Below are 26,004 nucleotides of genomic sequence, written 5' to 3'. Positions count from 1 at the left end.
GCGATGGGCTCAATGATGGCGATTATTTCGCCTGGCGGGTGATCTCGAAGAGGAACCAGTGGCGGCGCTCGGCCTCGTCGATCCAGTTTTCGAGAAGGCTCGTGGTGGCGACGTCGTTGTGTTCGGAGCAGACGTCGTGGGTCTCGCGCATCAGCGAGATCAACTGGCGGTTATCGTCACGCAGTTCGGCCAGCATGTCCTCCGGCGTCACGTAGTCGGCGTCGTTATCGGCCAAGCGCTGCAGGCGGCCGATGTGGCCGATGGAGCGCAGCGTCGTGCCGCCGATCTTGCGGGCGCGCTCGGCCATCTCGTCGGTGATGGCGAAAATCTGCTCGGCATGCTCATCGAGCAGCAGGTGATAATCGCGGAAATGCGGGCCGGACATGTGCCAGTGGAAATTCTTGGTCTTGAGATAGAGCGCGAAGGTATCCGCCAGAAGCGCTGCCAGCGCGCCGGAAATATCCTGGATGGCGTTGCTCTTCAGATCGGTCGGGGTTGCCAGCGCCGCGGTCTTGCGCTTTTCGACGGGTGTCGACATGAAATTTTCTCCTTCGCCAGATCGGCGTGATACGGGTGCCGGAACGGGTTGCGTCCCCCATGTGGCCGACAATTCCGGCTCCGGCTACGGCCAGACATCCGCCACCAACCGAGAACTAGAACCGCGACCCGAGGCGTCAATAGCAGACGCCCGTGACAGAATGCCCGCGCCAGAAATCCGCCCCGTTGAGGCTACCCAACGGCCTGTTGAAACGGCCCGGCAAGAGGCGTAGAACACAGCCGATTGGGAGGCTCACATGTCGTTCACCGCACTCTTCGCCTATGCCGCGGCGCTGTTCATCGCGGCCGCCATTCCCGGCCCCGGCATTACCGCCATCGTTGCCCGCGCGCTGGGCTCGAACTTCCGCGAGACCTTCTTCATGGGGCTCGGGCTGGTGCTCGGCGACATGACTTATCTGACCGCCGTGATCCTCGGCCTCGCCTTCGTGGCGCAGACCTTCACCGAGGTGTTCATCGTCATCAAGATCCTCGGCGCGCTCTATCTCGGCTATATCGCCTACAAGCTCTGGACCGCGGGCCTGCTGCCGCAGGACATCGCCGCGAAGAAATCCAGCAACATCGGCATGAGCTTTCTTTCCGGCCTGCTGGTGACGCTCGGCAACCCGAAGACCATGCTCTTTTACGTCGCGCTGGTGCCGACGCTGATCAGCATCGACAGCGTCGGGATGCGCGAATACGGCCTGCTGCTGTTGACCACCTTCGTCGTGCTTCTGGTGGTGCTGATCCCCTATATGTTGCTGGCCTCGCGGGCGCGCACTTTGCTCAAACAACCACGCGCGCTGCAGGCGCTGAACCGGGTGGCGGCGAGCATTCTGGCGGGCACTGCCGCCTTCATCGCCACCCGCGCGGCCTGAAAAAATCATCCGCTAAACCGTGGTTCACAAAGGGTTTTTTCTCTGAACCACAGGGTTGGCGGGTGAAGCTACTCTGGCCGACCACCGGCTTAGACCCTATTCTCACTCTATATTTCATCAAGGGAGCTTATCATGTCGAAGAAACCGGGCCGCGGCCGCATTTACTCCTCGATCACGGAAACGATCGGCGATACCCCGATCGTTCGACTGGACAAGCTCGCCAAGGAAAAGGGCGTGAAGGCCAACCTTCTGGCCAAGCTCGAATTCTTCAACCCGATCGCCTCGGTCAAGGACCGCATCGGCGTGGCGATGATCGAATCCCTGGAAGCGCAGGGCAAGATCTCGCCCGGCAAGACGACGCTGGTCGAGCCGACCTCCGGCAACACCGGCATCGCGCTCGCCTTCGCCGCCGCCGCCAAGGGCTACAAGCTGATTCTCACCATGCCCGAGACCATGTCGGTCGAGCGCCGCAAGATGCTGGCGCTGCTCGGCGCCGAGCTGGTGCTGACCGAGGGGCCTAAGGGCATGAAGGGCGCGATCGCCAAGGCCGAGGAGCTGGCTGCGACGCTGCCCGACGCGATCATTCCGCAGCAGTTCGAAAACCCCGCCAACCCCGAGATCCACCGCAAGACGACGGCCGAGGAGATCTGGAACGACACGGATGGCACTGTCGATATCCTGGTATCGGGCATCGGCACCGGCGGCACGATCACCGGCGCCGGCCAGGTGTTGAAGTCGAAGAAGCCGGAGATCAAGGTGATCGCCGTCGAGCCGGAGGAATCGCCGGTGCTCTCCGGTGGCCAGCCGGGACCGCACAAGATCCAGGGCATCGGCGCCGGCTTCGCGCCCGCCATCCTCGACACCCACATCTATGACGAGGTCGTCACCATCAACAGCGCGACCGCGCTCGAAACCGCCCGCCACGTCGCCCGCCTCGAAGGCGTGCCGGTCGGCATCTCCTCGGGTGCAGCCCTTGCCGCAGCGATCAAGATCGGCTCTCGCGAGGAAAACGCCGGAAAAAATATCGTGGTGATCATCCCGTCGTTTGCCGAACGCTACCTCTCGACGGCGCTGTTCGAAGGCCTAGGCGGCTGAGAATTGGACTGGAGCGTGTCGCGGTTCCCAGCATCCGCTCTTCACGCTTCACTTCGCTATACGAGGGCGCTTCGGCGCCCTTTCCACTGTCTGCAATCCCGCTCCAACCTTCTAACGTAAGCAAGCCACGCCATGCTGCTGATCGTCGGAACCATCCGGCTTCCCCATGAGAACCTCGCGCTCGCACGCCCCGTGATGCGGCGCATGGTGGAGATGAGCCGCGCCGAAGACGGCTGCCTGGATTATTCCTACGCCGAGGACGTGTTCGAGCCCGGCCTCATTCACGTCACCGAACGCTGGCGTGACCAGGCCTCGCTCGACCGCCATTTCCAAACCGCGCACCTGAGCGACTGGCGCGCCGCATGGCCAGCACTCGGCATTCATGACCGCAAGCTCCAGAGCTACGAGGTCGGCGCGCCGCGCGAGACCTGAGGCGCCGGATTACTCCCCTCCGCCAAGCTAGCGACGACGCTCTCATTGCGTCTCCGCTTTCGCTCGCCCCTCCCCTTCATGCCACCGCCGTCAGCCGCTCGCCCGCCATGCGGTAGGAGATCGCCTCGGCCAAATGGATGCGGCCGACCATCTCCTGGCCGTCGAGATCGGCGAGCGTCCGGGCGACCTTGAGGACGCGGTGGTAGCCGCGGGCGGAGAACTTCATCTTTTCGGCGGCATCACGCAGCAACTGCAGGCCGGATGCATCGGGGGCCGCGTAGGTCTCGATCATCGCGGTGGAGCAGCGGGCATTGGTGCCGGTTTCACCGAGGCCGGCGGCGCGGAAGCGGTCCCGCTGCAGATCGCGCGCACGGGCAACGCGGCGGGCAACGTCGGCGCTCTTTTCGGCCGGCGCCGGGCGGATCAGGTCGAAGGCGGAGACGGCGGGGACGTCGATCCTGATATCGATGCGATCCATCAGCGGGCCGGAGATGCGGGCCTGGTAATCGGTCATGCAGCGCGGGCCACGGGCGCAGCTATGACCGGGCTCACCCGCCATGCCGCAGCGGCAGGGGTTCATGGCCGCCACCAGCTGGATGGTGGCGGGGTAGCTGACGCGGTGATTGGCCCGCGCAATGATGCACTCGCCGGTTTCCAGCGGCTGGCGCAGCGCATCCAGCGCCTGCGGCGAGAACTCGGGAAACTCGTCGAGAAAGAGCACGCCGTGATGGGCAAGCGACGCCTCGCCCGGACGGGCACGAAAGCCGCCACCGACGAGGGCCGCCATGGTGGCGGAGTGATGCGGGGTGCGGAACGGCCTGCGATCGGAGAGTTTGCCGCCGGAGAGCTGGCCGGCGATCGAATGGATCATCGAGACTTCAAGCAGCTCGGCGGCCGAAAGCGGCGGCAGGATCGACGGGAGACGAGCGGCGAGCATCGACTTGCCGGAACCGGGAGGTCCGACCATCAAGATATTATGCCCCATTAGATGCCGACTTTATGAACGCCCTGGAAGAATATCCAAATATATTATGTTGACTTTACTTACGTTTTTACGTATATTGCCTCATATTTTGATTTATTTTTTATACAAAACAGCACAATCAATAAATATTCAAATAAATCGTCTCTCATAATTTTTGACTTCAATTAAATTTTTCCGATAGACTTCGTCGATAGTTTAATCAAATGCGATGCGTGACTACACAACTTTAAATAGTGCCGGAAACGACGCTATTTATTTAAAGTTATACCAAATTGAAATAATAAAGGTAATCATATGAATCTTGCAGATAAATCATTTAGATTGAGAGAAGAAGCTCAATCATATGTAGAAAATCTATTTCGCTCCAAGGCGGTGTTTGATATCAATCCTGAAAGCGATCCAGCCATAGTTGAACATCATATATCAAAGCACCTATACTTTTTTACTGCCCACTTGAAATACAAGATGTTACCAAACTCATCATCAAAGCAAGAATATGCAATGAATGCGTTTCGGAAATATTATATCGAGATGCAGCGGGAGTTGATCGAGCACTCGCGCCAGACCGTAATGCAGCCGCTAACTTACGTCGCCTATGACGTTGAAGGTAGCCGTTATAATAGTCCGGCCATTGATGCACAGATCCCGCACCTCCACGGCCTCATGTTGCTGCACCCCAAAACGCGCGACAATTTTGTCCGTGCTTTAGAAGCAAAAATGCTGACAAAAAACTCCGACGGCTCGATCGAGAAGGTCACATTTGAAGCCCATCGCGGAGGACTTGAGGATCTCAGCCGTATCGTCGACTACACGATCAAACACAGCACTACCCTGCAAGGGAACAATTACAATTTCCAACCAGACATGCTGCTGCCCGATCTTAAGCCAAAGCTTTACCCATTTTATAAGAGCCTTTAAGATTTTCGGCTGCAAGGTCGATTTGCTTCGCCCAAAGGCTAGGGCATAAACTGTCGGAGTAGGCTTTTATGCATGACGAACGGTATGTGTGCCCATTGGCTGGCGTCGATCGACGTCTCGAAGATGTCCATAGGGCGTGGCACGATGCAGAGAATGCCTACTTTGATCCTGATCGCTTTCGCTTCGCGGTTCAAACCGCAATCCAAACCCTCCGCACTGTGACATTCGTTCTGCAGAGCCATAAGCGGCTATTTCCTGACTTCGACGCTTGGTACAAACCCTGGCAGGATCGCTTCCGAGCAGATAAGTTGATGCGGTGGATGGTGGACGCACGCAACAAGATCGAGAAGCAAGGCGATCTGGAAACCTACAGTTTTGTGAGGGCGGAAATCGTCGCATCTTATTTCAATGAAGGTCCTACGATCCAAGTCCCCGCCAATTTGTCAGATGCTCCCCTCAAATTGCTGAAGAGCATCCCAGAAAATTCACTTGGTGATCACGTCCGCAAGGATGGCACCATGCGGATAAGTCGCAGATGGGTTGAAAACAGCTTGCCGGACTATGAGCTGTTGGAGGCCGTAGCAAGGGCATACGGTCAGATCAGTTTGCTCGTAGCGGATGCACATAAGGCACTTGGTCTTGCCGCGCCTGCGACTACAGATCAATCGGTAGGCACCACGTTTCCCAAGGACGGAACTGACGGTCGGATGCCGTGTATGGTCGGCCATGAGGATCAGCGGACATTGAACATTTGGCTGGCGGACGGCCGTCCGGTCGACTTCTCATCCAATAAGATCGAACTTGACTTGGCCGAAGCGAAAAAGCTTGAGGCAAAATATGGTGTCGAAGCCAAGGCAGCCTTTAAGATCAGCGGAAAGAACGAAGACCTTCTCAAATCCTTGTTTGAAGTCGCACGCATCATGTTCGTGAACGATGGTCACCACGTGACGATCGCGTTCTTGCTAAGGGACGGAGTGCCGATCGACATAATTCAGATGGCACCGTCAGAGCATGGCGAAAAATATCTTATGATGCGAAAATTGGCACATGAAGTGCGAAAACATGCCGCTGACGCGATTATTTTAACGTCTGAAGTCTGGACCGCTCTCTTTGATGACCAGCACCCTTATAGACGCGCGGTCGATGCTCCTGACAAGCGCGAAGCCCTCACTTCCAGCTTGGTTAGCAAAGCTGGTGATCCCCTTCAATGTTGGGCTGACATAAGACGAGAAGGGCAAATTGTCGAGCTGTCGGAAACCCACGTTTTGCAAGGGACCGCGCTTTATGCATTCAGCCCTATCTACGAGGTTTGGGGAAAAGCAATTCCGGAAGACTGGCTAATGGGCGCCGTTGATCAGGACTCACAAGGACGCGGCTAACGGAGAGCATCAATTCTGTCACTCCGACGAAAACGGGCACCACGAGGCTGAATCTTGATGTTCAGCAGCAGCCAAAAAAAGACGCAGATATGCGACGAGCAAATTAGCCTTCCGCATTTGGTGACGCTCGCAGTATCCTGAACACGCTGGCTCTTCCGATTCCCAGCATGTTGGCTATAGAATCCGCCGATATGCCATCTGCTCTTAGCTGGCGAATCTCGGCAGCTCGTCTTTGCGCTGTGGGCGCACGACCTTTATATTTGCCTGCGGCTTGGGCTCTCGCAATTCCCTCACGTTGACGCTCCAACATCAGCTCCCGCTCGAACTCTGCTATCGAGCCGAGCAAATTCACCATCAGTTTGCCCGTCGGTGTGCCGGTCTCTAAATTCAGCGACAAGACCCTCAATTGAACTGCCTTTAGCTCCAGGTGACGAATTAAATCCACCAGATCTCTCATTGAGCGCGCCAGCCTATCGATGCGTGTCACCACGAGAGTGTCGCCGTCTCGCAAATAGTCCAGCGCCTTATCGAGCTCAGGTCTAGTCGTGGCTCGTGATGACACCTGCTCGTGGAAGATCTTGCTGCACTGGGCGTGCGAAAGGTCTCTTAGCTGGGCATCAAGCCCGGCAACTTGATCGAATGTCGATGTTCTTGCGCATCCAACGGCAATGCCTTCCAACACAACCTCCTGTATCAATAAAATCTAAGATAATATTGTACAGGTTGTATAGAAGGTACATTACTATTTGTGCGATACCGCTCTAGATCTTCCAGTTCGGTATCGCTAGCCCAAGGCCCAACGATACAAACGACCATGACAGCTAAGCGAGAAGCTGCTTCAGTAGGCCCTCGATAGCGCGCCAGTTGTCTGTCGTGGGAACGCCTCTCATTCTCTCCATGACCCGCCTCTTAAAACTTCTGATGGAGATCCTCATTTTCACTTTCTGCTGAAGCTCTTTGAACAGCCGCTTTCCGTCGCAACGCTCTTTCCATTCAGCATCCCAGAGCGGCAACAGCTCCTCTTTTCGCCTCTTGCATTTCTCCACGAAGGCGGCTTTCCAAGTTTGCTCATTGAGCCCGGAAAGCTGGGTCGAGATGTTTTCGAGCCGGTTGTAGAGAACCGATGAAGCCTCTTCGAAAGTTTTTCCGTTGAGTTCGCGAGGACGTCTGCCGGGATTATCGTACGCCATGTCGTCGTACACCTCCTTGGCGACGGCATCGTCCAGATGGCTCATCGCCAATCCCTTTAAAAGTTTGATGAGCTCCCCTTCATTCTTGATGGCTTCATGGACAATATCGTTGTCCTTGAGCAGCGCAGTGAGAATGTCGACGTCTATCAAATAATTTTCCAGGCAACGCCTATCCCATTGCAAGACCTTGACGTTGCGCGTGCTAGCCAAATTTGTAGGCGCCTCATCCTTATCGAATATAAAATACCGTGGCGTTAGATCCACACCCGTTTTCTCGGCGTCCTGAAGTTGTCTGATTTGCTTCTCGACTTCGGTGCGTCCGCCCAGGTCTTTGAGTTTGTGCTGCCTCAAAATTGAACCGAAACCCAATTCTAAGAGCTCGACATCGTCCTCGCCCTCAACAAATATTGTCGCCTTATAGAGAAGCCCTTCACTTTCCGAAGTTCCAAGTTGTCGGAGTGCCTCCGAGACCGCCTCTCCGTCGCTCCTTCTGACTCGGCTGAGCAGATTGCCAGATACTAGGTGGAACAATGCGCATTCCTCACGGCCAAATGATCCGGCTAAAATCTCTGGCGAGTGAGAACAAAGGATAATCTGTAGGTCCTTTCGGATCGCATACGCATCGACCATAAACGACAACAAATCTTTACAGACAGCTGGGTTCAAGTGGAGTTCAGGTTCATCAAGCAGGGCGACCCCGCCCTGCGCCAGTGTGCGTTCGATCAGCAGGAATGTGAGGATGAGACCCTTTTCACCGCTGCTCATCGCGTCAATATCGAAAATTCGACCTGACTCCAAATCCCGGACGTTGATAGTGAGCAGCCCGTACTGGTTCACTCCGGCACCAACCAGTTCCCGCCCCTTGAGAACACCCGAGAAAATTCTTTCGAAGTTCTCTCGAATCGAGTGTCGTCCTTCTTCAGCTCCAACAATCGCGCCGAAAATCGTGTTCTTCAGGCGGTTATATTTTGTCTGCGGTTGCGAGTTGTGAGCCTCCAGCTGCTGCGCAGCATCCTGAATGCCAAGCTGTATGGGCTGCTCTCCTCGCGGGAGCGCACGATCGGCTGGAAAATAGCTGAAGACTGTGGAATCGGGCGACAGGCTATCATCCAAGAATGCTATTATGGCTGCCCCAGTTGGGTCAGGAGTTGAAATTTGTGAGGAGCGAAAATCGATCAAGAGGTCGAGGCGGCATACTCCTCGCAGCGCCTTTAGTCTCTCTATCCCCTCACTCACTTCCCGAGTTGCATCCTGTACGGTGGCTTGGCCAGCCGGAGAAGACAAGAAAGCGGCAAAATTTGCTGGTGTGAGAGCATCGGCGACTCGGGATCGAATTAGTCGCGTGACCATCTGAGGCTGACTATCCGCAACATTCCTGATTTCAGCGTCGCTCAACTGATATCCGCAGCGGATTTGCACCGGCTTCGAAATGTCTCTCGCAATTGACTCAGCGATGAGCTGCTGGGGATTGTGCGGGGACGCTGCCCCCATCGAGATCAGCGCTTGTGTCGATTCATTCTGCGTTCTTGGTGCAAGGAGCGCCTTAGGCAGTCTGATAGCCTCAAGAATTGTTGTCTTTCCGACGGCATTTGGACCAACAATGACGTTGATACGTTCGGTAAGCTCAACGTCGATCGACTCGATCGCCCTAAAATTCTCTATCGACAGCGTCTTCAGATACATCCTGTGCCCTAACATAGAATCGCAATGGAATATCAATCCTCAGAATCAGTCTTCCACTTATGGTCGCACCTATTCAACTCCATTCTCCGAATATTCTTTTAAATCAAACAGGTCATTCCAGATTGCCAAGTAACCGTGCCGGTCGTGCGTTTTGTTTATTGATTGGAGAAATCGGGCTACCTAAATCTTTAGGACTGGGTAAATTTTTAAGGAGCAGATCGTTGGAACACTTCAAGAACGAGCAATGGATAGTGAATGAATTTGGGCTTCAGTCGAGATCACCAGCGCCAACTTACGAGATCGCAGCGAACCGTTTGCTCGAACGTGGAGATAAGGGATTGGACGTATACAACTGGCCGATGCAGGTGTGCAGCAAAAGCTGGGTCGATAAAGCAGCGTTTATTGAAGCGTATCGGAACGCAATTGAAGCTCATCGGCAGCAGGACGTTGACATGGAATTGCTGGAAAAGAGCATCGCTATTGTTGAACATTAGAAATGGCCGTTGACCAAAGGGGTCTGAGGCGTCTTTGGGTCAACTAGAATGGGTTGGATTGCTTTGGAAAAGCATTAGGAAACTCTGTCATCAGATACCTTCGGGCGTCAAGGCAATCCGATCTTACCAAACCTTTCCGTTTGTTGATCACTTCGGCATTGCTCCAGAACTTATCTCGCTCCGGCTTCGAGAAGACAGTGTTGTTGCTGAATTCTTTTAGCGCCAACGTAAGCCCTTTTATTTCAGCATCATCGAATTCCACGGCGTTATTCCAGCACTGGGCTGCCGCAAGATAGTGAATGTACCCAAGACGAAGTCGGTGCTCATCCGAAGCTCTGCGTTCCGCAGCTACTTTTGAAGGATCGTTCTGATCGTTGTATGCCTGATTGGCACGGTTCTGTTCGAATAGCTTCTTAACATCTCTTGATAAGTAGCAGCAGCCTTCACCCAACACATGCGTGAAATCCATGTAGCGCTGCCCAATTCCGTCGAGAGCCTTTAGGTCTGCATCGCTGAGCACAGTCTTCTTACCGTTCAAGTCGACTGAATTTAGGGTGCGTTGTATGGCTTCCAGCTTTTGATTGGCGGAAGAGACGAACTCGCCCCGTGTTCGTTGGTTGAACGTAGGATTCTCGTACGAAGCACCAGCGAGAACTGCAACTATCACCGGTATTACAACCAGGCTCAAGACGAGAGTTGGACCCTTCCGATGCCAAAGGGCTCTCAGCCAGAACGACCTACTGGATGAACGCTGGAGCGCCTTGGATCCTTTAGAATCACTGGAATGGGTGACATACCGCCACTTAATGAACCCGAAACCAGTGTGCCTCGTATCGCAAGCAGAAGATGTCATTTAAACCCTCGAACGGCAAAATTTTCGGTAATATGAGATTACCAGTCCGTGGATTTGTCAACCACAGATTTTGTTCTGTGGGGCATGGATGCAAGAGAAACCCTTGGTTGGAACTTGAGAAAGCGTCGTGTCGAAAGGCGATTGTCTCAGGAGGCACTTGCGCTTGAGGCGCAAGTTGATCGTGCTTACCTTGGGCGAGTAGAGCGAGGCAGAGAAAACGTTACGATCAGCACAATCGAACAAATCGCATTGGCACTAAACGTAACAATCGCAGATTTATTCAGGCTGCCAGATGAAGGGGAGTCTCCACCGATGCCGCTGAGAGCTGGAAGGCGGAAAAAGCAGAGCTAGTCCTCTGAAGGATCTGCATTTTTAAGCGTGATCCTTTCCTCTCCGGAAGATTGCATCCAACTGATGGCGCCGTCTTTCTCAAGAATATTGGTATATTGGAGTGGATTGGCGCTGCTGACCCGCACCGTCCGGTGGACGTCTCCTGCAAAGCCGACTTGAAAGAACGGCTCGGCAACCTTCGCTTCAATCAACATACTCCCGACCTTTTTAAAGTCGTCGTATTCGTTGGGAGAAGTAGGAAGATCGTCAATGCTTATCGGCTTCGTCCAAGCCATGTTGTGTCGACCGCCGTCGGGAGCAAGCCGCAGGTAATCTACCATTCGCAAGATCTTGCTCCTTAGGAGGGATCTCAGATTTCCCCGTTCCTGTACTGCGGGATCGCTGATCATTCTCGCAAGCCGGGCGAATTCATCAGGGTCAACTTCTATATGATCTGCCTGATCGTCACGTGATGCTGTCAGCTCTGCAATCTCATCCTGCCTTTGGCGAATCTCATTTTGCAACTTATCGAGCTGACCCGCTACATACGTGGCGGATGAGGTGGCTTGTTGCGTAAGCGAGAATACCTTTTGCATCTGCAGCTCACGGTCCGATATCTCCGTATGAAGTTTTGCGACTTGTGCCTGCCTCCGGCCTTTTTGCTCTTTTTGTTGCGTATTCTGTGCAATTTCTAAGAGGTCGATTTCCCGGCAAAAGAACAAAAAGGACTGTTCAAAATTCTCATATCTCCACGCTACCGAGCAGCATCCCGATCCAGACTCGGCGCCAGAGCAACGGAGATAATTTCCTCCCTTGGATCCTTTCCCCTTGTTGAAAAAGTGCATTGGCGAGCTGCAATAAAAACAGACAGCTACGTTTTTGAAAAGATTTAAGTCGGCGGGACCTCGCCGGCCACCACCGCCAACCGCTCGTATTTGTCGGAACGATTGCACACTGTAAAACAGCTCATCATCCACAACACGAGGAAAATATCCGTGCACCGGATCACCCTCAGCGACTCTTTTTCCGTCGATCAGTCTGTGTGGCTGATATTCACCGAGAACTGCTCGGTTTGTGAGTATCTTTGTGACGTACGACTTGATCCAGAAGTTGGATCTTCCAAACGGAGGAATACCATCTCGGTTAAGTGCTCTGGTAATCGAGTAGCTTCCTTCCCCATTAGCCGCATCATCGAAGATCCTCTTGACGACACTCGCTTTACGGTCGTCTAAAATGTAGTGCGACCTATCGGCTGCCAACTCCATCCACGCAGGGCAAAGGCGAGTTAACTTCTGAGTGGCAATTCGTTGTCGTTTTGCATTCCAAGCCGCAGTTAACCTTCTGCTTTTTGTTTCTGATTCCTCATTCGCTCGGCTCATGAAAATTAGCGAAACAAGAAGCTGGTTAACGTCCAGCTTGCCCGACATGTAGACCTGTTTATCAAGCAGGGTCACGATGTTGACCCCTTTTTTCAATATGCTCAGGAACTGCTCTAGTGCGTCGTGGATTCGCTCTCTGCTTAGCCGGTCCAGCGATTCAACAAGCAGAAATGACCCCTGCGGTATGTCATGCTCGTCAAGCGCTTTTAGAAATCCAGCTAGCCGACCGCTTTTCGAATTGCTTCCTCGGAAAGCAGAGACCCCTATGTCCTCCAACTCTTCTACGAGCCGCAGTCCATTGTCCTCGGCATATTGGCGAGAAGCATCGGTCTGCCTTCGCAGGCTGTCGCCCTTTAGCTGCGTTGCAGTCGACATTCTCACGTAAGAGAAAGCCAGCGGTCGTTCATCAGAAGCCAGATCCATGGAATGCTACTAAACTAGTTTCATTTAATAGTACACAATATCCTGATATTGTGACCAATTAAATCCCACTAATGGTACACGATATCAACAGATTGTGCCCGCCGGCGGCCGCCACCTCCAGCGCCCGCTTGGCGCTCTCCTGGCCCTTGATGTCGGCGAGATCGGGCAGATTGGCGGCGGTGGCGCGGATCGACGGCTCGGGACGCGAGAGCACCTGGGTGCCGCGGAAATGATTGGCGAGCGCGATCAGGCTGCGGGGCGCCAGGATATCGAGCTCGGCGCCGGCCCAGGCGGCCTCGGGGCCGCTTTCGGCCGGGCAGATAAGGCCCTTGCCCATGGCATTGGCGCCGATCGCGGCCGGTAGCGCGCCGGTGACGGCGGCGATCGTGCCGTCGAGATTGAGTTCGCCGATGACGACATAGCCCGAGAGCGCATCGGCCGGAATCGCGCCGAGGGCCGCCATCAGGCCGAGCGCGATCGGAAGGTCGAAGTGACTGCCTTCCTTGGGAAGATCGGCGGGCGCGAGGTTGACGGTGATGCGCTTGGCGGGGAGCGCCAAGCCGGAGGCGTGGAGTGCCGCATGCACCCGCTCGCGGCTTTCGGCCACCGCCTTGTCGGGCAGGCCGACGATCTGGGTGATCAGCTTGCCGGGCGCGACCATGACCTGGACCTCGACCGGAACCCCTTCTATGCCCTGGAATGCAACCGTGCTGACGCGCGCCACCATGCCCAACCCCTTGGCCCAGATCCCCTATGGTGCAACCCCTTGCACCTGAAATCGCGACCCATCATGGTCGCGGATTGCAATCTGGCATAGAAATTGGAATGAAACAAGAACAACAAATGAACAATTGCGCGCCATCGCTGTGGTGCGGTTGTGGTGGGTTGTATAGGTGGAACAAAGGTGGGGAGGGCTTGCTATCGGCGGGGTGCAAGCTATCCACTCAGGTCGAGCAAGTTGGATGCTCAGCAGATGCTCGGCACAAGGCCGAGCATGACGGTCGAGCGTGGGGCGGCGTCGCCGCCCGCCCCGTAGCCGGCCTTACGCGCGCTTGCGCTCGATCGCGTCCCACAAGAGGCTGGCGATGTCGGCGCCGCCGAATTTCTTGACTTCGCGGATGCCGGTCGGTGAGGTGACGTTGATCTCGGTCATGTAGTCGCCGATGACGTCGATGCCGACCAACAGGAAGCCGCGTTCGCGCAAGGCGGGGCCGATGCGGGCGCAGATTTCCTTTTCGCGTGCGGTGAGCTCGGTCGCCTCGGCGCGGCCGCCTACATGCATGTTGGAGCGGCTGTCGTGCTCGGCCGGAACGCGGTTGATGGCGCCGACCGGTTCGCCGTCGACGAGGATGATGCGCTTGTCGCCCTTGCGCACGTCAGGCAGATACTGCTGGGCGATGTAGGGTTCGCGGAAGAGCTGGCCGAACATTTCGAGCAGCGAGGAGAGGTTGCGGTCGTCCTTGGTCGAATGGAAGACGCCGGCGCCGCCATTGCCGTAGAGCGGCTTCAGTATGATGTCGCCCATCTCGTCGCGGAAGCGGCGGATTTCGGCGGAATCCTTGGTGATCAGCGTCCGCGGCATCAGGTCGGAGAATTCGGTGACGAAGATCTTCTCCGGCGAATTGCGCACCCAGGCCGGGTCGTTGACGACAAGCGTCTTCGGGTGGATGCGCTCCAAGAGATGCGTCGAGGTGATGTAGGACATGTCGAAGGGCGGGTCCTGGCGGAGCAGGATCACATCCATGGTCGACAGGTCGACGCGCTCGGGCGCGCCGAGATCGAAATGGTCGCCCTTGATGTCGCGCAGCGTCATCGGCTCGACGGAAGCGTAGAGCTTGCCATCGAGGAAGCTCAGGCGGTCGGGCGTATAGTGGAAGAGCTTGTAGCCGCGGGTCTGCGCCTCGAGGCTCATGGCGAAGGTGGAGTCGCCCGCGATGTTGATGGAGGCGACATGGTCCATCTGGACCGCTACGTTCTTGATCTTGGCCATTTCTGTCCCTTAGCGATTGCCGGACAGATGTAGGCCGCAGAGGGCGCGAACGCAACGGTCAATGGACGGCTTTTGTGCGGTGCGCCGGCGCAATTGGCCGGCGTTCCCTTCAGGCTTCAATTCAGGCCTTGTTTCAGGCCGCGATGCCCTGCTGGCCGTTGCCGCGCAGCAGGTTGCGCAGGCGATAGGCGAGCGCCACCGGCTTCGGGAAGGGCTTGCGCAGGAAGGCGACCTTGCGGACGTAATTGTCGACCCGCCAGCTGGCCCATGTGCCGCCGGCGAAGAAGGCGACGTCGCCGGCGCGAAGCACGCGCTCGGTGCCGTCGTCGGCGGTGATGTGAACCTCGCCCTCAAGGATCATCACCGTTTCGTCCCAGCCGAAGAACCAGCGGAATTCGCCTGCCGTGCAGTCCCAGATCGCCGTCAGTGCGGCGTCGTCGTGGCCGCGCGAGTGCTCACCGGTGCGCGCCTGCGGGTCACCGGCGACAATCCAATCAGGATTGATCGGCGTCGACTTCATGGCGATGAGATCGCTCGAATGCGCGACGAAAGATTTGCCGCGCGGCAATACCACGATATCGGGCATGGAGCGGGCGGCCAAGGCCATCGCGCTCGCGAACATAAGATGCAGTGATGCCACCAGAACCCCCTGAGTACACTATCCCCTAAAGTGGGAGATATCAGGGAGTCCTGACGGACCCGTTCAGACATTCGCTAAAGTTGTAACGAGTGTCACGATAATGCACGCCCGCCAAAGAGCGGGCGCTGTCTTCACGCGGGCTGGGCAGCCATGGCGGGCTTGGATGCGCCATCGGTGTCGGCGGCGACGATGCGCTTGCCTGTGTCGGCCGCGAAGAAATGCAGCTTTTCCGGCGCGATGGTCAGGCGCAGTTCGGCGGGAATGTCGATATCGGGCGCCAGCACCGCGGTGATCGGCTGATCGCCGAGCAGGCCGTGGACCAGCCGCTGGGCGCCGAGTTCCTCGACGTACTCGACGCTGACGGGCATGGCGTGCTGATCGGGACCGGCGAGGCAGAGATCCTCGGCGCGGATGCCGACGGTGACGGCCCCCGAGGTCGGAGCGCAGCCTGCAAGGTCGATCAGGCTCGGCCCAAGCGCCAGCTTGTCGCCGTGCAGCTCGCCCTTCAGGAGATTCATGGCCGGAGAGCCGATGAAGGAGGCGACGAAGGTGGAGGCCGGGCGGTGGTAGACATCGAGTGGCGAACCGACCTGCTCGATCTTGCCGCCGTTGAGCACAACCAGGCGGTCGGCCAGCGTCATCGCTTCCAGCTGGTCGTGGGTGACGTAGATGGAGGTGGTGCCGAGGCGGCGCTGCAGGCGCTTGATCTCGCCGCGCATGGAGACACGCAGCTTGGCATCGAGGTTGGACAGAGGCTCGTCGAAGAGGAAGACGGCCGGCTTGCGGACGATGGCGCGGCCCATGGCGACGCGCTGGCGCTGGCCGCCGGAAAGTGCCTTCGGCTTGCGCTCGAGATACTGGTTGATCTCCAGCATGCGGGCGGCCTCGGCCACGCGCGCATCGATCTCGGCCTTCGGCGTCTTGCGGTTCTTCAGGCCGTATTCCAGATTCTCACGCACGCTCATATGCGGATAGAGCGCGTAGTTCTGGAAGACCATGGCGATGTCGCGATCGGCGGGCTCGACGTTATTGACGACGCGCGCACCGATCTTCACCTCGCCTTCGGAGATGGTCTCGAGCCCCGCGATCATGCGCAGCAGGGTGGACTTGCCGCAGCCGGAGGGACCGACGAGCACGATGAACTCGCCATCGGCAATCTTGAGTTCGATGCCGGAAACGGCGCGCACTCCGCCGTGATAGATTTTGCCGACATTATCGACGTCGATGGAGGCCATTGTTACTTCTCCGTCTCAACCAGGCCTTTGACGAAAAGGCGCTGCATGAAAATGATAACCAGAACCGGCGGCAGGGCCGCGAGGATGACGCCTGCCATCACAAGGTTCCATTGGGTGTCGCCATCCAGCACCGCGGCGAGGCGCTTGATGCCCATGACGACGGTGTAGTAGCCGGGTTCGGTGGTGATCAGCATCGGCCAGAGATATTGGTTCCAGCCGTAGATGAACATGATGATGAAGAGTGCCGCGATATTGGTGCGCGACAGCGGCAGCAGAATATCCCAGAAGAACTTCATCGGACCGGCGCCATCGACGCGCGCCGCTTCCATCATCTCTTCAGGAACCGTCAGGAAGAACTGCCGGAACAGGAAGGTGGCGGTTGCCGACGCGATGACGGGAATGACGAGGCCGGAATAGGAGTTCAGCATGCCGAGATCGGCGACGACCTTGTAGGTCGGCAAGATGCGCACCTCGATGGGGAGCATCAGCGTCATGAAGATGATCCAGAAGGCGACCGTGCGGAAGGGAAAACGGAAATAGACGATGGCGAAGGCCGAGATGATCGAAATAGCGATCTTGCCGATCGCCACCAGGATAGCCATCGCCAGGCTGTTGCCGAGCATCAGGAGGAACGGCGGTGCGCCGGCGTTGGATGCGCCGGTGCCGAGCAGCACGCCGTAGTTCTCCAGCATCTGGTGGCCCGGCGTCATCGGCACGACGCCGGTCAAGAAGTCCGAGGGACCGCGTGTCGAGGCGATGAAGGCGAGGTAGACGGGAAACACCACCATGCCGATCCCGATGATCAGCACGAAGTGGGTGAGGAAATTGAGGAAGGGACGGTTCTCGACCATGGCTGGTTCTCGCTTCAATACTGCACTTTGCGCTCGATCCAGCGGAACTGGACGACGGTCAGGACGACCACGATCAGCATCAGCACGACCGACTGCGCGGCCGACGGGCCGAGATTGAGACCGACGAAACCATCGGCATAGACCTTGTAGACAAGGATGTTGGTCGATTGCGACGGACCGCCCGAGGTGGCCGCGTCGATGATCGGGAAGGTGTCGAACATCGCGTAGGTGATGTTGATGACGGCAAGGAAGAAGGTGGTCGGCGACAGCAGCGGGAAGACCACAGTCCAGAAGCGCTTGATGGGACCGGCGCCATCGATCGCGGCGGCTTCGGTCAGCGAATGCGGGACCGATTGCAGGCCGGCGACGAAGAACAGGAAATTGTAGGAAATCTGCTTCCAGGCGGCGGCGATGATGATCAGGATCATTGCGTTGTTCGGGTTCAGGCGATGGTTCCAGCTGTAGCCGAAATGTTCCAGCACATAGGGAATGATGCCGACGCTGGGGTTGAACATGAACCACCAGAGCAGGCCGGATGCGGCCGGCGCCACGGCATAGGGCCAGACCAGAAGCGTCGTATAGAAGCGCTGCGAGCGGATCACGCGGTTGACGCAGATCGCGAAGAGCAGCGACAGCCCCATCGACAGCACGGTGACGCCGATCGAGAAGACGAAGGTGACGGTCAGCGAATTCAGATAATCCGGATCATGCAGCAAGCGCGTGTAGTTCGCCAAACCGACGAAGGTGTCCTTCAGACCGAAGGGATCCTGGCGCAGGAAGGACTGCCATACGGCCTGAACCGCCGGCCACACGAAGAAGACAATCGTGATGAGCAGCTGCGGTGCGATCAGGAGATAAGGCAGGAGACGGCTTTGGAAGACGGTGCGTTTGGTTTGCATGCATGACCCCTCAAGGAAAATGCCCTCCCCGGACGGGCCGGAGAGGGCTGACGGAGGGAGCGACCCTTAGTTGGAATTCGCGGCTTCGAATTCGCGCAGCTTGGCATTGCCCTGCTTTGCGGCTTCGTCGAGCGCTTCCTGACCGGTCTTCTTGCCGTTGAGAACGGCTTCGAACTGCTGGTCGATGACGTCGCGGATCTGCGTCAGGTTGCCGAAGCGAACGCCCTTGGAGTTTTCGGACGGCGTGCCGCGCATGATCTGCTTGATGGCGATGTCAGAACCGGCGTTCTTTTCGTAGTAGCCCTGCTTCTGACCAAGCTCGTAAGCAGCATTGGTGATCGGCAGGTAGCCGGTGAACTGGTGCCAATCTGCCTGGACTTCAGGCTGCGACAGGTAGGTGAAGAACTTGGCGGCGCCCTTGTAGACAGCCTTGTCCTTCTGACCGTTCAGAACCCACAGCGTTGCGCCGCCGATGATCGAGTTCTTCGGATCCTGGGTGACCGTGTCGTCGTAAGGCATCGGCGCGAAGCCGACCTTGAAGTCCTTGGCGTTGTTGATGACGCCGGCGCGCGAAGCGGACGAGTTCATGTAGGCTGCGCACTGCTGCGAATAGAAGAGCGGAGCAGCGTCGGCACCGGCGCTCGGGCCGCCGTACTTGTAGACGCCTTCATCCTGCCAGGTCTTCAGGTGATCCCAGAACTTGGCCTGGTTCGGACCATTGAAGGTGAACTCGGCGTTCATGCCGCCGAAGCCGTTCTGCTGGGTGCCGTAAGGCAGGTTCTGGATGGCGGAGTAGTTTTCCAGGCCAACCCAGGTCGCGCCGTAGGACATAGTGAAGCCGCACTTGGCAGCGCCGGAGGAGACGATCTTCTTGCCCATTTCGGCAAGCTCGGCCCAGGTCTTCGGAGCGACTTCAGGATCAAGGCCGGCCTTCTTGAAGACGTCCTTGTTGTAGTAGAGGATCGGGGTCGACGAGTTGAACGGCATCGACAGGATGTTGCCCTCAGCGTCGGAATAGTAGCCGACGACAGGCGCCAGGAACTTCGACGGATCCCAAGGCTCACCCTCGTCCTTCATCAGCTGGTAGACCGGGTAGACGGCGCCCTTGGCGGCCATCATGGTGCCGGTGCCGACTTCGAAAACCTGAACGATGGCGGGCTGCTGGCCGGCGCGGAAAGCGGCGATAGCGGCCGTCAGCGTCTCGGGATAGGTGCCCTTGTAAACAGGAACGATCTTGTATTCGCTCTGGCTGTCGTTGAACTTCTGGGCAACTTCCTCGAGCTTCTTGCCAAGCTCGCCACCCATGGCGTGCCACCAGGTCACTTCTGTTGCAGCGAAGGACGCGGAAGCGGACAAAGCAACCGCAGCAGCGGCCAATGAAATCGACTTAAACATGAAAAACCCTCTCCACCGTTGTTGGCGTGAGGACGCAATAGAGGCCTATTGTGACGCCTCCTTAACAGTTTTGTGACGCGCCGATTACAAATTCCGAAGAATTTACTCAGCTAACGAAAGCAATCAGAACGCATCGCGCAAATGGACCGGCCATCGCCCGGGCAAGATGGCGACGATGTCGTAGCGTTGAGACAGGCGGGCCTGGTCGCGCTGGCGGGCGAGCCAGAGATCGCTGGCGCCGCGGATGCGGGTTTGCGCGAGATGCGAGACGGCATCGACGGCCGCGCCCTCGTCGCGACGCGCCTTCACCTCGACGAAGATTGCCAGGTCGCCCTTGCGGGCGATGATGTCGATCTCGCCGAGCCGCGTGCGATAGCGCAGCGCGACGATGCGGTAGCCTTTGAGAATGAGATAGAAAGCGGCGATGTATTCGGAGACATGACCCCGACGCAGTGCCTTGCGGCGAAGACCCTTCTGATGCGGGTCCGTAGCGTCGTTACCTGACATCGCCCGCCTTTCGGTCGAGAAGGCGCTGATAGAGCTCCTTGCGGGGGAGACCGGTGATGCGGGCGGCCTCGGCGGCCGCCTTGGCGGTCGGAAGCGTTTGCGAGAGATCGGCCAAGATAGCGTCGATATCCGTCTCCTCGATGGCGCGCTCCGGTGCCGGGCCGATGACGAGGACGATCTCGCCTTTGACGTTGTCGACATCGGCATAGTGAGCGGCGAGCTCTGCGAGCGTGCCCCGGCGGAACTCCTCGTAGCTCTTGGTGAGCTCGCGGCAGACGGAAGCCGGGCGATCACCGCCGAGAACGTCGGCGGCGGCAATGAGCGTGGCGCCGATGCGGTGCGGGGATTCGAAGAACATCAGCGTCGCAGGCGTGGCGGCGAATTCAGACAGGCGATCGCGGCGGGCCTTGTCCTTGGTGGGCAGGAAACCGGCAAAGAGGAAGGCATCGTTCGGAAGGCCGGAGCCGACAAGCGCTGCCAGCGGCGCCGAGGCGCCGGGGATCGGGATCACCCGATAGCCGGCTTCGATCGCCGATTGCGCGAGGCGATAACCGGGGTCGGAGACCAGCGGGGTGCCGGCATCGGAGACCAGCGCCACGGATTTCCCCGCCTCGAGCGCGGCAAGCAGGCGAGGTCCGGCCTCGTCGGCATTGTGCTCATGATAGGCGTAGGGGCGGTTCTGGATGCCGTAGCGATCGAGCAGCACGCGGGTGACGCGGGTATCCTCGCAGGCGAGGACATCAGCACCGGCGAGCGTTTCCAGCGCGCGCAGCGTTATGTCGCCGAGATTGCCGATCGGCGTCGCGACGAGATAGAGGCCGGGCTCCTGCGGGCGGGCGGGAACGGCCATGTTGTGCAGGCGGAAGCTGCGCTGCCTGCCGCCCTCTGTCGTCGCGTCGTCATTGCTCAAGATATGTCTGCCCTTTCTGGCTTCCGGCCTTTATGGGCGACACCTTTCTCTTCGGCAAGGGGGCGCGGAGCTGCCAGAGGCGGCGCCTCGGTCAGCGCGGGGCCAGTCCGGGGCATTTCCGGGGCCAGTTGGGGCGAGTTAGGGGCGGGTCTGGGGCTAGCTGGGGGCAAGTCCGGCGATTTCTGTGAGCATCTGCAGCGAAATCGGCAATTGCGCGAACGCACGCTCTCGCCCCTCTTGCATTCATCCGCAAAATTCTGCCATTTTGCGCGTCCAATCCTCCGATCCCAGCTTTTGGGAAAGGCATTATTCAGGCGCGTTCAAGCGCGCCCGGGCAGTAACGGTCGAAAGCGGTAGCATCCCATGCGTATTACTATTGAGCGGTCCAACCTTTTGAAGTCGCTGAACCACGTTCACCGCGTGGTTGAACGCCGCAACACGATCCCGATCCTGTCGAACATCCTGCTGCGCGCCGATGGCCAGAACCTCGACATGAAGGCGACCGACCTCGATCTGGAAGTGACGGAAGCCACGCCCGCCAACGTTGAGCAGCCCGGCGCCACCACGGTTCCCGCCCATCTTCTCTACGACATCGTGCGCAAGCTTTCCGACGGCTCGGAAGTTCTGCTCGCCACCAGCCAGGATGGCGGCTCGATGACGGTTCAGTCCGGTCGTTCGAAGTTCTCGCTGCAGTGCCTGCCGGAATCCGACTTCCCGGATCTCACGGCCGGCACCTTCACGCACACCTTCAAGCTGAAGGCGACGGATCTGAAGATGTTGATCGATCGCACCCAGTTCGCGATCTCGACGGAAGAGACCCGCTACTATCTGAACGGCATCTTCTTCCACACGATCGAAAGCGAAGGCGATCTGAAGCTGCGCGCCGTCGCCACCGACGGCCACCGCCTGGCGCGCGCCGACGTCAACGCTCCCTCGGGCTCCGAGGGCATGCCTGGCATCATCATTCCGCGCAAGACGGTCGGCGAACTGCAGAAGCTGGTCGACAATCCGGAAGCGATGGTCACGGTCGAAGTTTCCGACGCCAAGATCCGCCTTTCCATCGGCTCGATCGTCATGACCTCGAAGCTGATCGACGGCACCTTCCCCGATTACCAGCGCGTCATCCCGACCGGCAACGACAAGGAAATGCGCGTCGATTGCACGAGCTTCGCGCAGGCCGTCGACCGCGTCTCGACCATCTCGTCGGAACGCGGCCGCGCCGTGAAGCTGGCGCTTTCGGACGGACAGTTGCTGCTCACCGTCAACAACCCGGATTCGGGCAGCGCCACGGAAGAAGTGGCCGTCGGCTACGACACCGACGCCATGGAAATCGGCTTCAACGCCAAATACCTGCTCGATATCACCGCGCAGCTTTCCGGCGATCAGGCGATCTTCCTTCTTGCCGACGCCGGCTCGCCGACGCTCATTCGCGACACCGCCGGCGACGACGCCCTTTACGTGCTGATGCCGATGCGCGTGTAGCGCGTCGCATTTGCCGTTCAAACTTTGTCAATTGCGACGCTCTGCCTTGTTTTAGCGCCGTATTGCCTGCACATAAGCATGCAGCATGTGCTGCACGAAGGAGAACGGCATGGGTGGCTTGCGCCTCAAGGAACGGCTGGGCAAGAAATTCGACGAGGAGATCCGGTTTTTCAAGGGGATGATGCAGGGGCCGAAGACCGTCGGCTCGATCGTGCCGACGTCGTCGATCACGGCGAAGAAGATGGCAAGCGTCATCAACCCGAACTCCGGCCTGCCGGTTCTCGAACTCGGGCCCGGCACCGGCGCCATCACCAAGGCCATCCTGCAGCGTGGCGTGAAGCCTGAAAACCTCGTCGCCATCGAATATTCGACCGACTTCTACGAACATCTGGTGCGGCTCTATCCCGGCGTGAACGTCATCAACGGCGACGCCTTCAATCTCGACAAGACGCTGGCCCATATGGATGGGCAGAAATTCGACAGCGTCGTTTCCGCCGTGCCGCTTTTGAACTTCCCGATGCAGGCGCGCATCGCCATGCTGGAAAGCGTACTGGACCGGCTGCCGGCTGGACGCCCCTTCGTGCAGATTTCTTACGGCCCGGTTTCGCCGATCATCGCGCGACCGGAGCGCTACCATATCCAGCACTTCGACTTCATCGTCCGCAACATTCCGCCGGCGCAGCTCTGGATCTACCGCCGAGGCTGAAGTGTTCGGTCTCTACATCACCCACCCGCAAGTGAAGATCGACGCCGCCGTTCCGGTGCCCAAATGGGGCTTGTCGGATGTCGGCGCCGCACGCGCGCGGCTGGCGGCGGATAACCCATGGGCGTCGCAATTGCGACGTATCGTCAGCAGCGACGAGACCAAGGCGATCGAGACGGCCGCCATTCTGGCTGCGCCCTCGGGCGTTTCCGTCGAGATCGTCGAGGAGATGCACGAGAACGACCGCTCCGCGACCGGCTTCCTGCCTCCATCAGAATTCGAGAAGGCGGCGGACTGGTTCTTCGCCAATCCGGAGAAGAGCTTCAACGGATGGGAGCGGGCGATCGATGCACAGCTGCGGATCGTATCCAACGTCGAGCGCATTCTCTCCACGCACGATACCAGTCTGCCGATCGCATTCGTCGGCCATGGCGGCGTGGGGACGCTTCTGAAGTGTCACCTTGAAGGCCGGCCGATCGGGCGGGATCGCGACCAGCCCGGTGGCGGCGGCAATCTCTATTGTTTCCGTCTTGCGGATCGGCGCCTATCATGCGACTGGACGCCTATCGAAGACTGGCAGGGATGGATGTGAGATGGACGCGCGCGAACGGTTGATCATCGGACTGGATGTTCCAACACTCGGTGAAGCCGAAAAGATGGTCGCGACGCTCGGCGATACGGTCTCCTTCTACAAGATCGGCTACCAGTTGGTGTTTGCCGGCGGATTGGAATTCGCCCGCGACCTTGCCAAGGACGGCAAGAAAGTCTTCCTCGACATGAAGCTGCTCGACATCGACAACACGGTCGCCTCGGGCGTCGAAAACATCGCCAAGATGGGCATGTCGATGCTGACGCTGCACGCCTATCCGAAGGCGATGCGCGCCGCCGTCGAGGCAGCCAAGGGCTCGGGCCTCTGCCTGCTTGGCGTCACGGTGCTGACCTCGATGGACGAGGCCGACCTCACCGAGGCCGGCTACAGCGGCGATCCCCGCTCGCTGGTGCTGCGCCGCGCCGAACAGGCGCGCGAAGCCGGCATGGGCGGCATCGTCTGCTCGGCCGAGGAATCTGCTGTCGTGCGCGAAGTCGTCGGCCCAGGCATGGCGATCGTTACACCAGGCATTCGCCCAAGCGGCAGCGAGCGCGGCGACCAGAAGCGTGTGATGACGCCCTATGACGCGCTGAAGGCCGGCTCGACGCATCTCGTCGTCGGCCGCCCGATCGTCAAGGCGCCGGAGCCGAAGGTCGCGGCCAAGGCCATTCTCGACGAGATGGTCAGCGCGCTCTGGCCCGCCAATCGCTGATCCTACGACATAAACCAGGAGGAGACACCATGGCCAAGGGATACTGGATCGCTCGCGTAGATGTGCGCGATACCGAGCGCTACAAGGATTATGTCGCCGCCGCCAAGCCGGCCTTCGAGAAATACGGCGCCAATTTCCTCGCCCGCGGCGGCGCGTTGACCGAGCTCGAGGGCAAGGCGCGGGCGCGCAACGTCGTCATCGAGTTCCCGTCGATGCAGCATGCGGTGGATTGCTACAACTCGCCTGAATACCAGATCGCCGCCAAGATCCGCCAGGAAGTGGCCGACGCGGAAATGGTTGTCGTCGAAGGCGTTTGAGGCAGATCAAAGTCGTGGCAAGCGTGGTGCGATAGGTCTTTTCGTCGCACCCTGATTGGGCTAAGACGAGATCACCCGCCAATCACATCAGCCTTCCGAGGAACCTGCCATGACCCTTGCCAACCTGCCGCCACTCGTCACCGTGTTCGGAGGCTCCGGCTTCGTTGGCAGGCACGTCGTACGCGCGCTGGCCAAGCGCGGCTACCGCATCCGGGTTGCCGTGCGCCGCCCCGATCTCGCCGGCTTCCTGCAGCCGCTCGGCAATGTCGGCCAGATCTCCTTCGTGCAGGCCAACCTGCGCTACCGCCAGTCGGTCGACCGCGCCGTCGAAGGTGCGTCCTACGTCGTCAACTGTGTCGGCATCCTGTTTGAAAGCGGCCGCAACTCGTTTGAGGCCGTCCAGGAATTCGGCGGTCGTGCCGTGGCCGAAGCCGCGCGCGGCGTCGGCGCCAAGCTGGTCCACATCTCGGCGATCGGCGCCAACGCCAACTCCGATTCGTCCTACGCACGCACCAAGGGCCGCGCCGAAGCCGCGATCCACTCGATCGCGCCCGACGCCATCATCTACCGTCCGTCGATCGTGTTCGGTCCGGAAGACGGCTTCTTCAACAAGTTCGCCGGCATGGCGCGCTCGGCACCGTTTCTGCCGCTGATCGGCGGCGGCAAGACGAAGCTGCAGCCGGTCTACGTCATGGACGTCGCCGAGGCCGTGGCCAAGGCTGTCGAAGGCAAGGTTGCCGGCGGCAAGATCTACGAACTCGGCGGCCCGGAAGTGCTGACCTTCCGCCAGTGTCTCGAAGCGGTGCTGAAGTCGACCGCGCGCACCAACCCGCTGGTCTCGCTTCCCTTCGGCGTTGCCTCGCTGATCGGCAGCGTTGCCTCCATGATCCCGCTGATCGCCCCGCCGATCACCGCCGATCAGGTGAAGCTTCTGAAGAAGGACAACGTCGTTTCCAAGGAAGCCGAAACCGAAGGACGGACGCTGCGGGACCTCGGCATTGCGCCGACGATGGTAAGCTCCGTCATCGATGGCTACCTCGTGCAGTTCCGCCCGCAGGGCCAGTATACGAACAGCGGCAAGGCTGCCTGATCCACGCCGATTTTCTTAACGACAACGCCGCCCGCGGACCCGCTGGCGGCGTTGCGCGTTTCGAGGCAGGGGTTAAAAAACAGGCTGAACCATCAGCTTTTGCGGGTTTAT

General features: G+C 58.6%; 26 protein-coding genes and 2 pseudogenes. 13 read left to right on the top strand and 15 right to left on the bottom strand.

Features of this window, described 5'->3' with window-relative positions:
• Positions 1-22 precede the first annotated feature (22 nt).
• A complete protein-coding gene (locus QTL96_RS16920) occupies positions 23-538 on the bottom strand; it encodes a DNA starvation/stationary phase protection protein (RefSeq protein ID WP_018902719.1) in 516 nt (171 codons plus the stop codon).
• 256 nt (positions 539-794) lie between these two features.
• Between QTL96_RS16920 and QTL96_RS16915 the strand changes: the two genes are divergently transcribed.
• The 3 genes from QTL96_RS16915 (at position 795) to QTL96_RS16905 (ending at position 2,939) form a co-directional block, all read left to right on the top strand.
• A complete protein-coding gene (locus QTL96_RS16915) occupies positions 795-1,412 on the top strand; it encodes a LysE family translocator (protein ID WP_047506924.1) in 618 nt (205 codons plus the stop codon).
• 132 nt (positions 1,413-1,544) lie between these two features.
• Positions 1,545-2,507 carry a cysteine synthase A gene (cysK, locus tag QTL96_RS16910; RefSeq protein WP_018902717.1) on the top strand — a complete coding sequence of 321 codons (963 nt, stop codon included), beginning with the start codon at positions 1,545-1,547 and terminating at the stop codon, positions 2,505-2,507.
• A gap of 132 nt (positions 2,508-2,639) precedes the next feature.
• A complete protein-coding gene (locus tag QTL96_RS16905) occupies positions 2,640-2,939 on the top strand; it encodes a putative quinol monooxygenase (protein ID WP_289728505.1) in 300 nt (99 codons plus the stop codon).
• Positions 2,940-3,015: 76 nt separating this feature from the next.
• Here the strand turns inward: QTL96_RS16905 and QTL96_RS16900 are convergent.
• A pseudogene (locus QTL96_RS16900) lies at positions 3,016-3,921 on the bottom strand (ATP-binding protein); the annotation flags it as partial.
• Between the two features lie 297 nt (positions 3,922-4,218).
• On the opposite strand from QTL96_RS16900, the gene QTL96_RS16895 reads away from it, so the two are divergent.
• Positions 4,219-4,842: a hypothetical protein gene (locus tag QTL96_RS16895; protein WP_289728504.1), complete on the top strand. Its 624-nt coding sequence runs from the start codon at positions 4,219-4,221 to the stop codon at positions 4,840-4,842.
• Positions 4,843-4,910: 68 nt separating this feature from the next.
• Positions 4,911-6,221 carry a hypothetical protein gene (locus tag QTL96_RS16890; protein WP_289728503.1) on the top strand — a complete coding sequence of 437 codons (1,311 nt, stop codon included), beginning with the start codon at positions 4,911-4,913 and terminating at the stop codon, positions 6,219-6,221.
• A gap of 103 nt (positions 6,222-6,324) precedes the next feature.
• Here QTL96_RS16890 and QTL96_RS16885 read toward each other — a convergent pair whose 3' ends face one another.
• Positions 6,325-6,900, bottom strand: a complete 576-nt coding sequence (locus QTL96_RS16885; RefSeq protein WP_289728502.1) for a recombinase family protein — start codon at positions 6,898-6,900, stop codon at positions 6,325-6,327.
• A gap of 142 nt (positions 6,901-7,042) precedes the next feature.
• Entirely contained in the window at positions 7,043-9,094 is a 2,052-nt protein-coding gene (locus QTL96_RS16880) for an AAA family ATPase (RefSeq protein WP_289728501.1), read from the bottom strand.
• A 221-nt stretch (positions 9,095-9,315) separates the two neighbouring features.
• Between QTL96_RS16880 and QTL96_RS16875 the strand changes: the two genes are divergently transcribed.
• Positions 9,316-9,588, top strand: coding sequence for a hypothetical protein (locus tag QTL96_RS16875; RefSeq protein WP_289728500.1), 273 nt, complete (start codon positions 9,316-9,318; stop codon positions 9,586-9,588).
• 43 nt (positions 9,589-9,631) lie between these two features.
• Here QTL96_RS16875 and QTL96_RS16870 read toward each other — a convergent pair whose 3' ends face one another.
• Positions 9,632-10,276: a hypothetical protein gene (locus QTL96_RS16870; protein ID WP_289728499.1), complete on the bottom strand. Its 645-nt coding sequence runs from the start codon at positions 10,274-10,276 to the stop codon at positions 9,632-9,634.
• A 249-nt stretch (positions 10,277-10,525) separates the two neighbouring features.
• Between QTL96_RS16870 and QTL96_RS16865 the strand changes: the two genes are divergently transcribed.
• Complete coding sequence (locus QTL96_RS16865) at positions 10,526-10,792, top strand: helix-turn-helix transcriptional regulator (protein WP_289729137.1); 267 nt, start codon at positions 10,526-10,528, stop codon at positions 10,790-10,792.
• On the opposite strand, the gene QTL96_RS16860 is transcribed toward QTL96_RS16865, so the two are convergent.
• The 10 genes and pseudogenes from QTL96_RS16860 to rsmI form a co-directional block, all read right to left on the bottom strand.
• Positions 10,789-12,573 (bottom strand): recombinase family protein, encoded by a 1,785-nt coding sequence (locus QTL96_RS16860; RefSeq protein WP_289728498.1) that lies wholly within the window; start codon positions 12,571-12,573, stop codon positions 10,789-10,791. The two genes, QTL96_RS16865 and QTL96_RS16860, sit on opposite strands and share 4 nt — an antisense overlap.
• Before the next feature lie 85 nt (positions 12,574-12,658).
• Positions 12,659-13,300 (bottom strand): annotated as a pseudogene (locus QTL96_RS16855) (magnesium chelatase domain-containing protein); the annotation flags it as partial.
• A gap of 315 nt (positions 13,301-13,615) precedes the next feature.
• The gene (gene gshB / locus QTL96_RS16850; protein WP_289728497.1) at positions 13,616-14,563 is read right to left on the bottom strand and encodes a glutathione synthase; all 948 of its coding nucleotides are present in this window, start codon (positions 14,561-14,563) and stop codon (positions 13,616-13,618) included.
• Positions 14,564-14,696: 133 nt separating this feature from the next.
• A complete protein-coding gene (locus QTL96_RS16845) occupies positions 14,697-15,185 on the bottom strand; it encodes a cupin domain-containing protein (RefSeq protein WP_289729136.1) in 489 nt (162 codons plus the stop codon).
• Positions 15,186-15,334: 149 nt separating this feature from the next.
• Positions 15,335-16,438: a sn-glycerol-3-phosphate import ATP-binding protein UgpC gene (locus QTL96_RS16840; protein WP_289728496.1), complete on the bottom strand. Its 1,104-nt coding sequence runs from the start codon at positions 16,436-16,438 to the stop codon at positions 15,335-15,337.
• Between the two features lie 2 nt (positions 16,439-16,440).
• A complete protein-coding gene (ugpE, locus tag QTL96_RS16835; protein ID WP_018899335.1) occupies positions 16,441-17,289 on the bottom strand; it encodes a sn-glycerol-3-phosphate ABC transporter permease UgpE in 849 nt (282 codons plus the stop codon).
• Between the two features lie 14 nt (positions 17,290-17,303).
• Positions 17,304-18,188, bottom strand: a complete 885-nt coding sequence (ugpA, locus tag QTL96_RS16830) for a sn-glycerol-3-phosphate ABC transporter permease UgpA (protein WP_047506911.1) — start codon at positions 18,186-18,188, stop codon at positions 17,304-17,306.
• A 66-nt stretch (positions 18,189-18,254) separates the two neighbouring features.
• Positions 18,255-19,583, bottom strand: coding sequence for a sn-glycerol-3-phosphate ABC transporter substrate-binding protein UgpB (gene ugpB, locus QTL96_RS16825; protein ID WP_112981618.1), 1,329 nt, complete (start codon positions 19,581-19,583; stop codon positions 18,255-18,257).
• A gap of 123 nt (positions 19,584-19,706) precedes the next feature.
• Complete coding sequence (locus QTL96_RS16820; RefSeq protein ID WP_289728495.1) at positions 19,707-20,090, bottom strand: YraN family protein; 384 nt, start codon at positions 20,088-20,090, stop codon at positions 19,707-19,709.
• Positions 20,080-20,940 carry a 16S rRNA (cytidine(1402)-2'-O)-methyltransferase gene (rsmI, locus tag QTL96_RS16815; RefSeq protein WP_051110797.1) on the bottom strand — a complete coding sequence of 287 codons (861 nt, stop codon included), beginning with the start codon at positions 20,938-20,940 and terminating at the stop codon, positions 20,080-20,082. The genes QTL96_RS16820 and rsmI overlap by 11 nt, the downstream gene beginning before the upstream one ends.
• Positions 20,941-21,363: 423 nt before the next feature.
• On the opposite strand from rsmI, the gene dnaN reads away from it, so the two are divergent.
• The 6 genes from dnaN (at position 21,364) to QTL96_RS16785 (ending at position 25,893) form a co-directional block, all read left to right on the top strand.
• Positions 21,364-22,482 (top strand): DNA polymerase III subunit beta, encoded by a 1,119-nt coding sequence (gene dnaN / locus QTL96_RS16810; RefSeq protein ID WP_026283155.1) that lies wholly within the window; start codon positions 21,364-21,366, stop codon positions 22,480-22,482.
• A gap of 109 nt (positions 22,483-22,591) precedes the next feature.
• A complete protein-coding gene (gene pmtA, locus QTL96_RS16805; protein ID WP_289728494.1) occupies positions 22,592-23,188 on the top strand; it encodes a phospholipid N-methyltransferase PmtA in 597 nt (198 codons plus the stop codon).
• 1 nt (position 23,189) lies between these two features.
• Positions 23,190-23,777: a histidine phosphatase family protein gene (locus QTL96_RS16800; protein ID WP_289728493.1), complete on the top strand. Its 588-nt coding sequence runs from the start codon at positions 23,190-23,192 to the stop codon at positions 23,775-23,777.
• A 1-nt stretch (position 23,778) separates the two neighbouring features.
• The gene (pyrF, locus tag QTL96_RS16795) at positions 23,779-24,486 is read left to right on the top strand and encodes an orotidine-5'-phosphate decarboxylase (RefSeq protein WP_289728492.1); all 708 of its coding nucleotides are present in this window, start codon (positions 23,779-23,781) and stop codon (positions 24,484-24,486) included.
• 29 nt (positions 24,487-24,515) lie between these two features.
• Complete coding sequence (locus QTL96_RS16790) at positions 24,516-24,803, top strand: DUF1330 domain-containing protein (RefSeq protein ID WP_112820396.1); 288 nt, start codon at positions 24,516-24,518, stop codon at positions 24,801-24,803.
• A gap of 109 nt (positions 24,804-24,912) precedes the next feature.
• Complete coding sequence (locus QTL96_RS16785) at positions 24,913-25,893, top strand: complex I NDUFA9 subunit family protein (protein ID WP_289728491.1); 981 nt, start codon at positions 24,913-24,915, stop codon at positions 25,891-25,893.
• The last annotated feature ends 111 nt before the right edge of the window (positions 25,894-26,004 follow it).

The sequence above is a fragment of the Rhizobium sp. S163 genome (assembly GCF_030380805.1).
Taxonomy (GTDB): domain Bacteria; phylum Pseudomonadota; class Alphaproteobacteria; order Rhizobiales; family Rhizobiaceae; genus Rhizobium.
The sequence above is the reverse complement of the archived record's forward strand: the minus strand, read 5'-3'. Positions and strand labels throughout refer to the sequence as shown.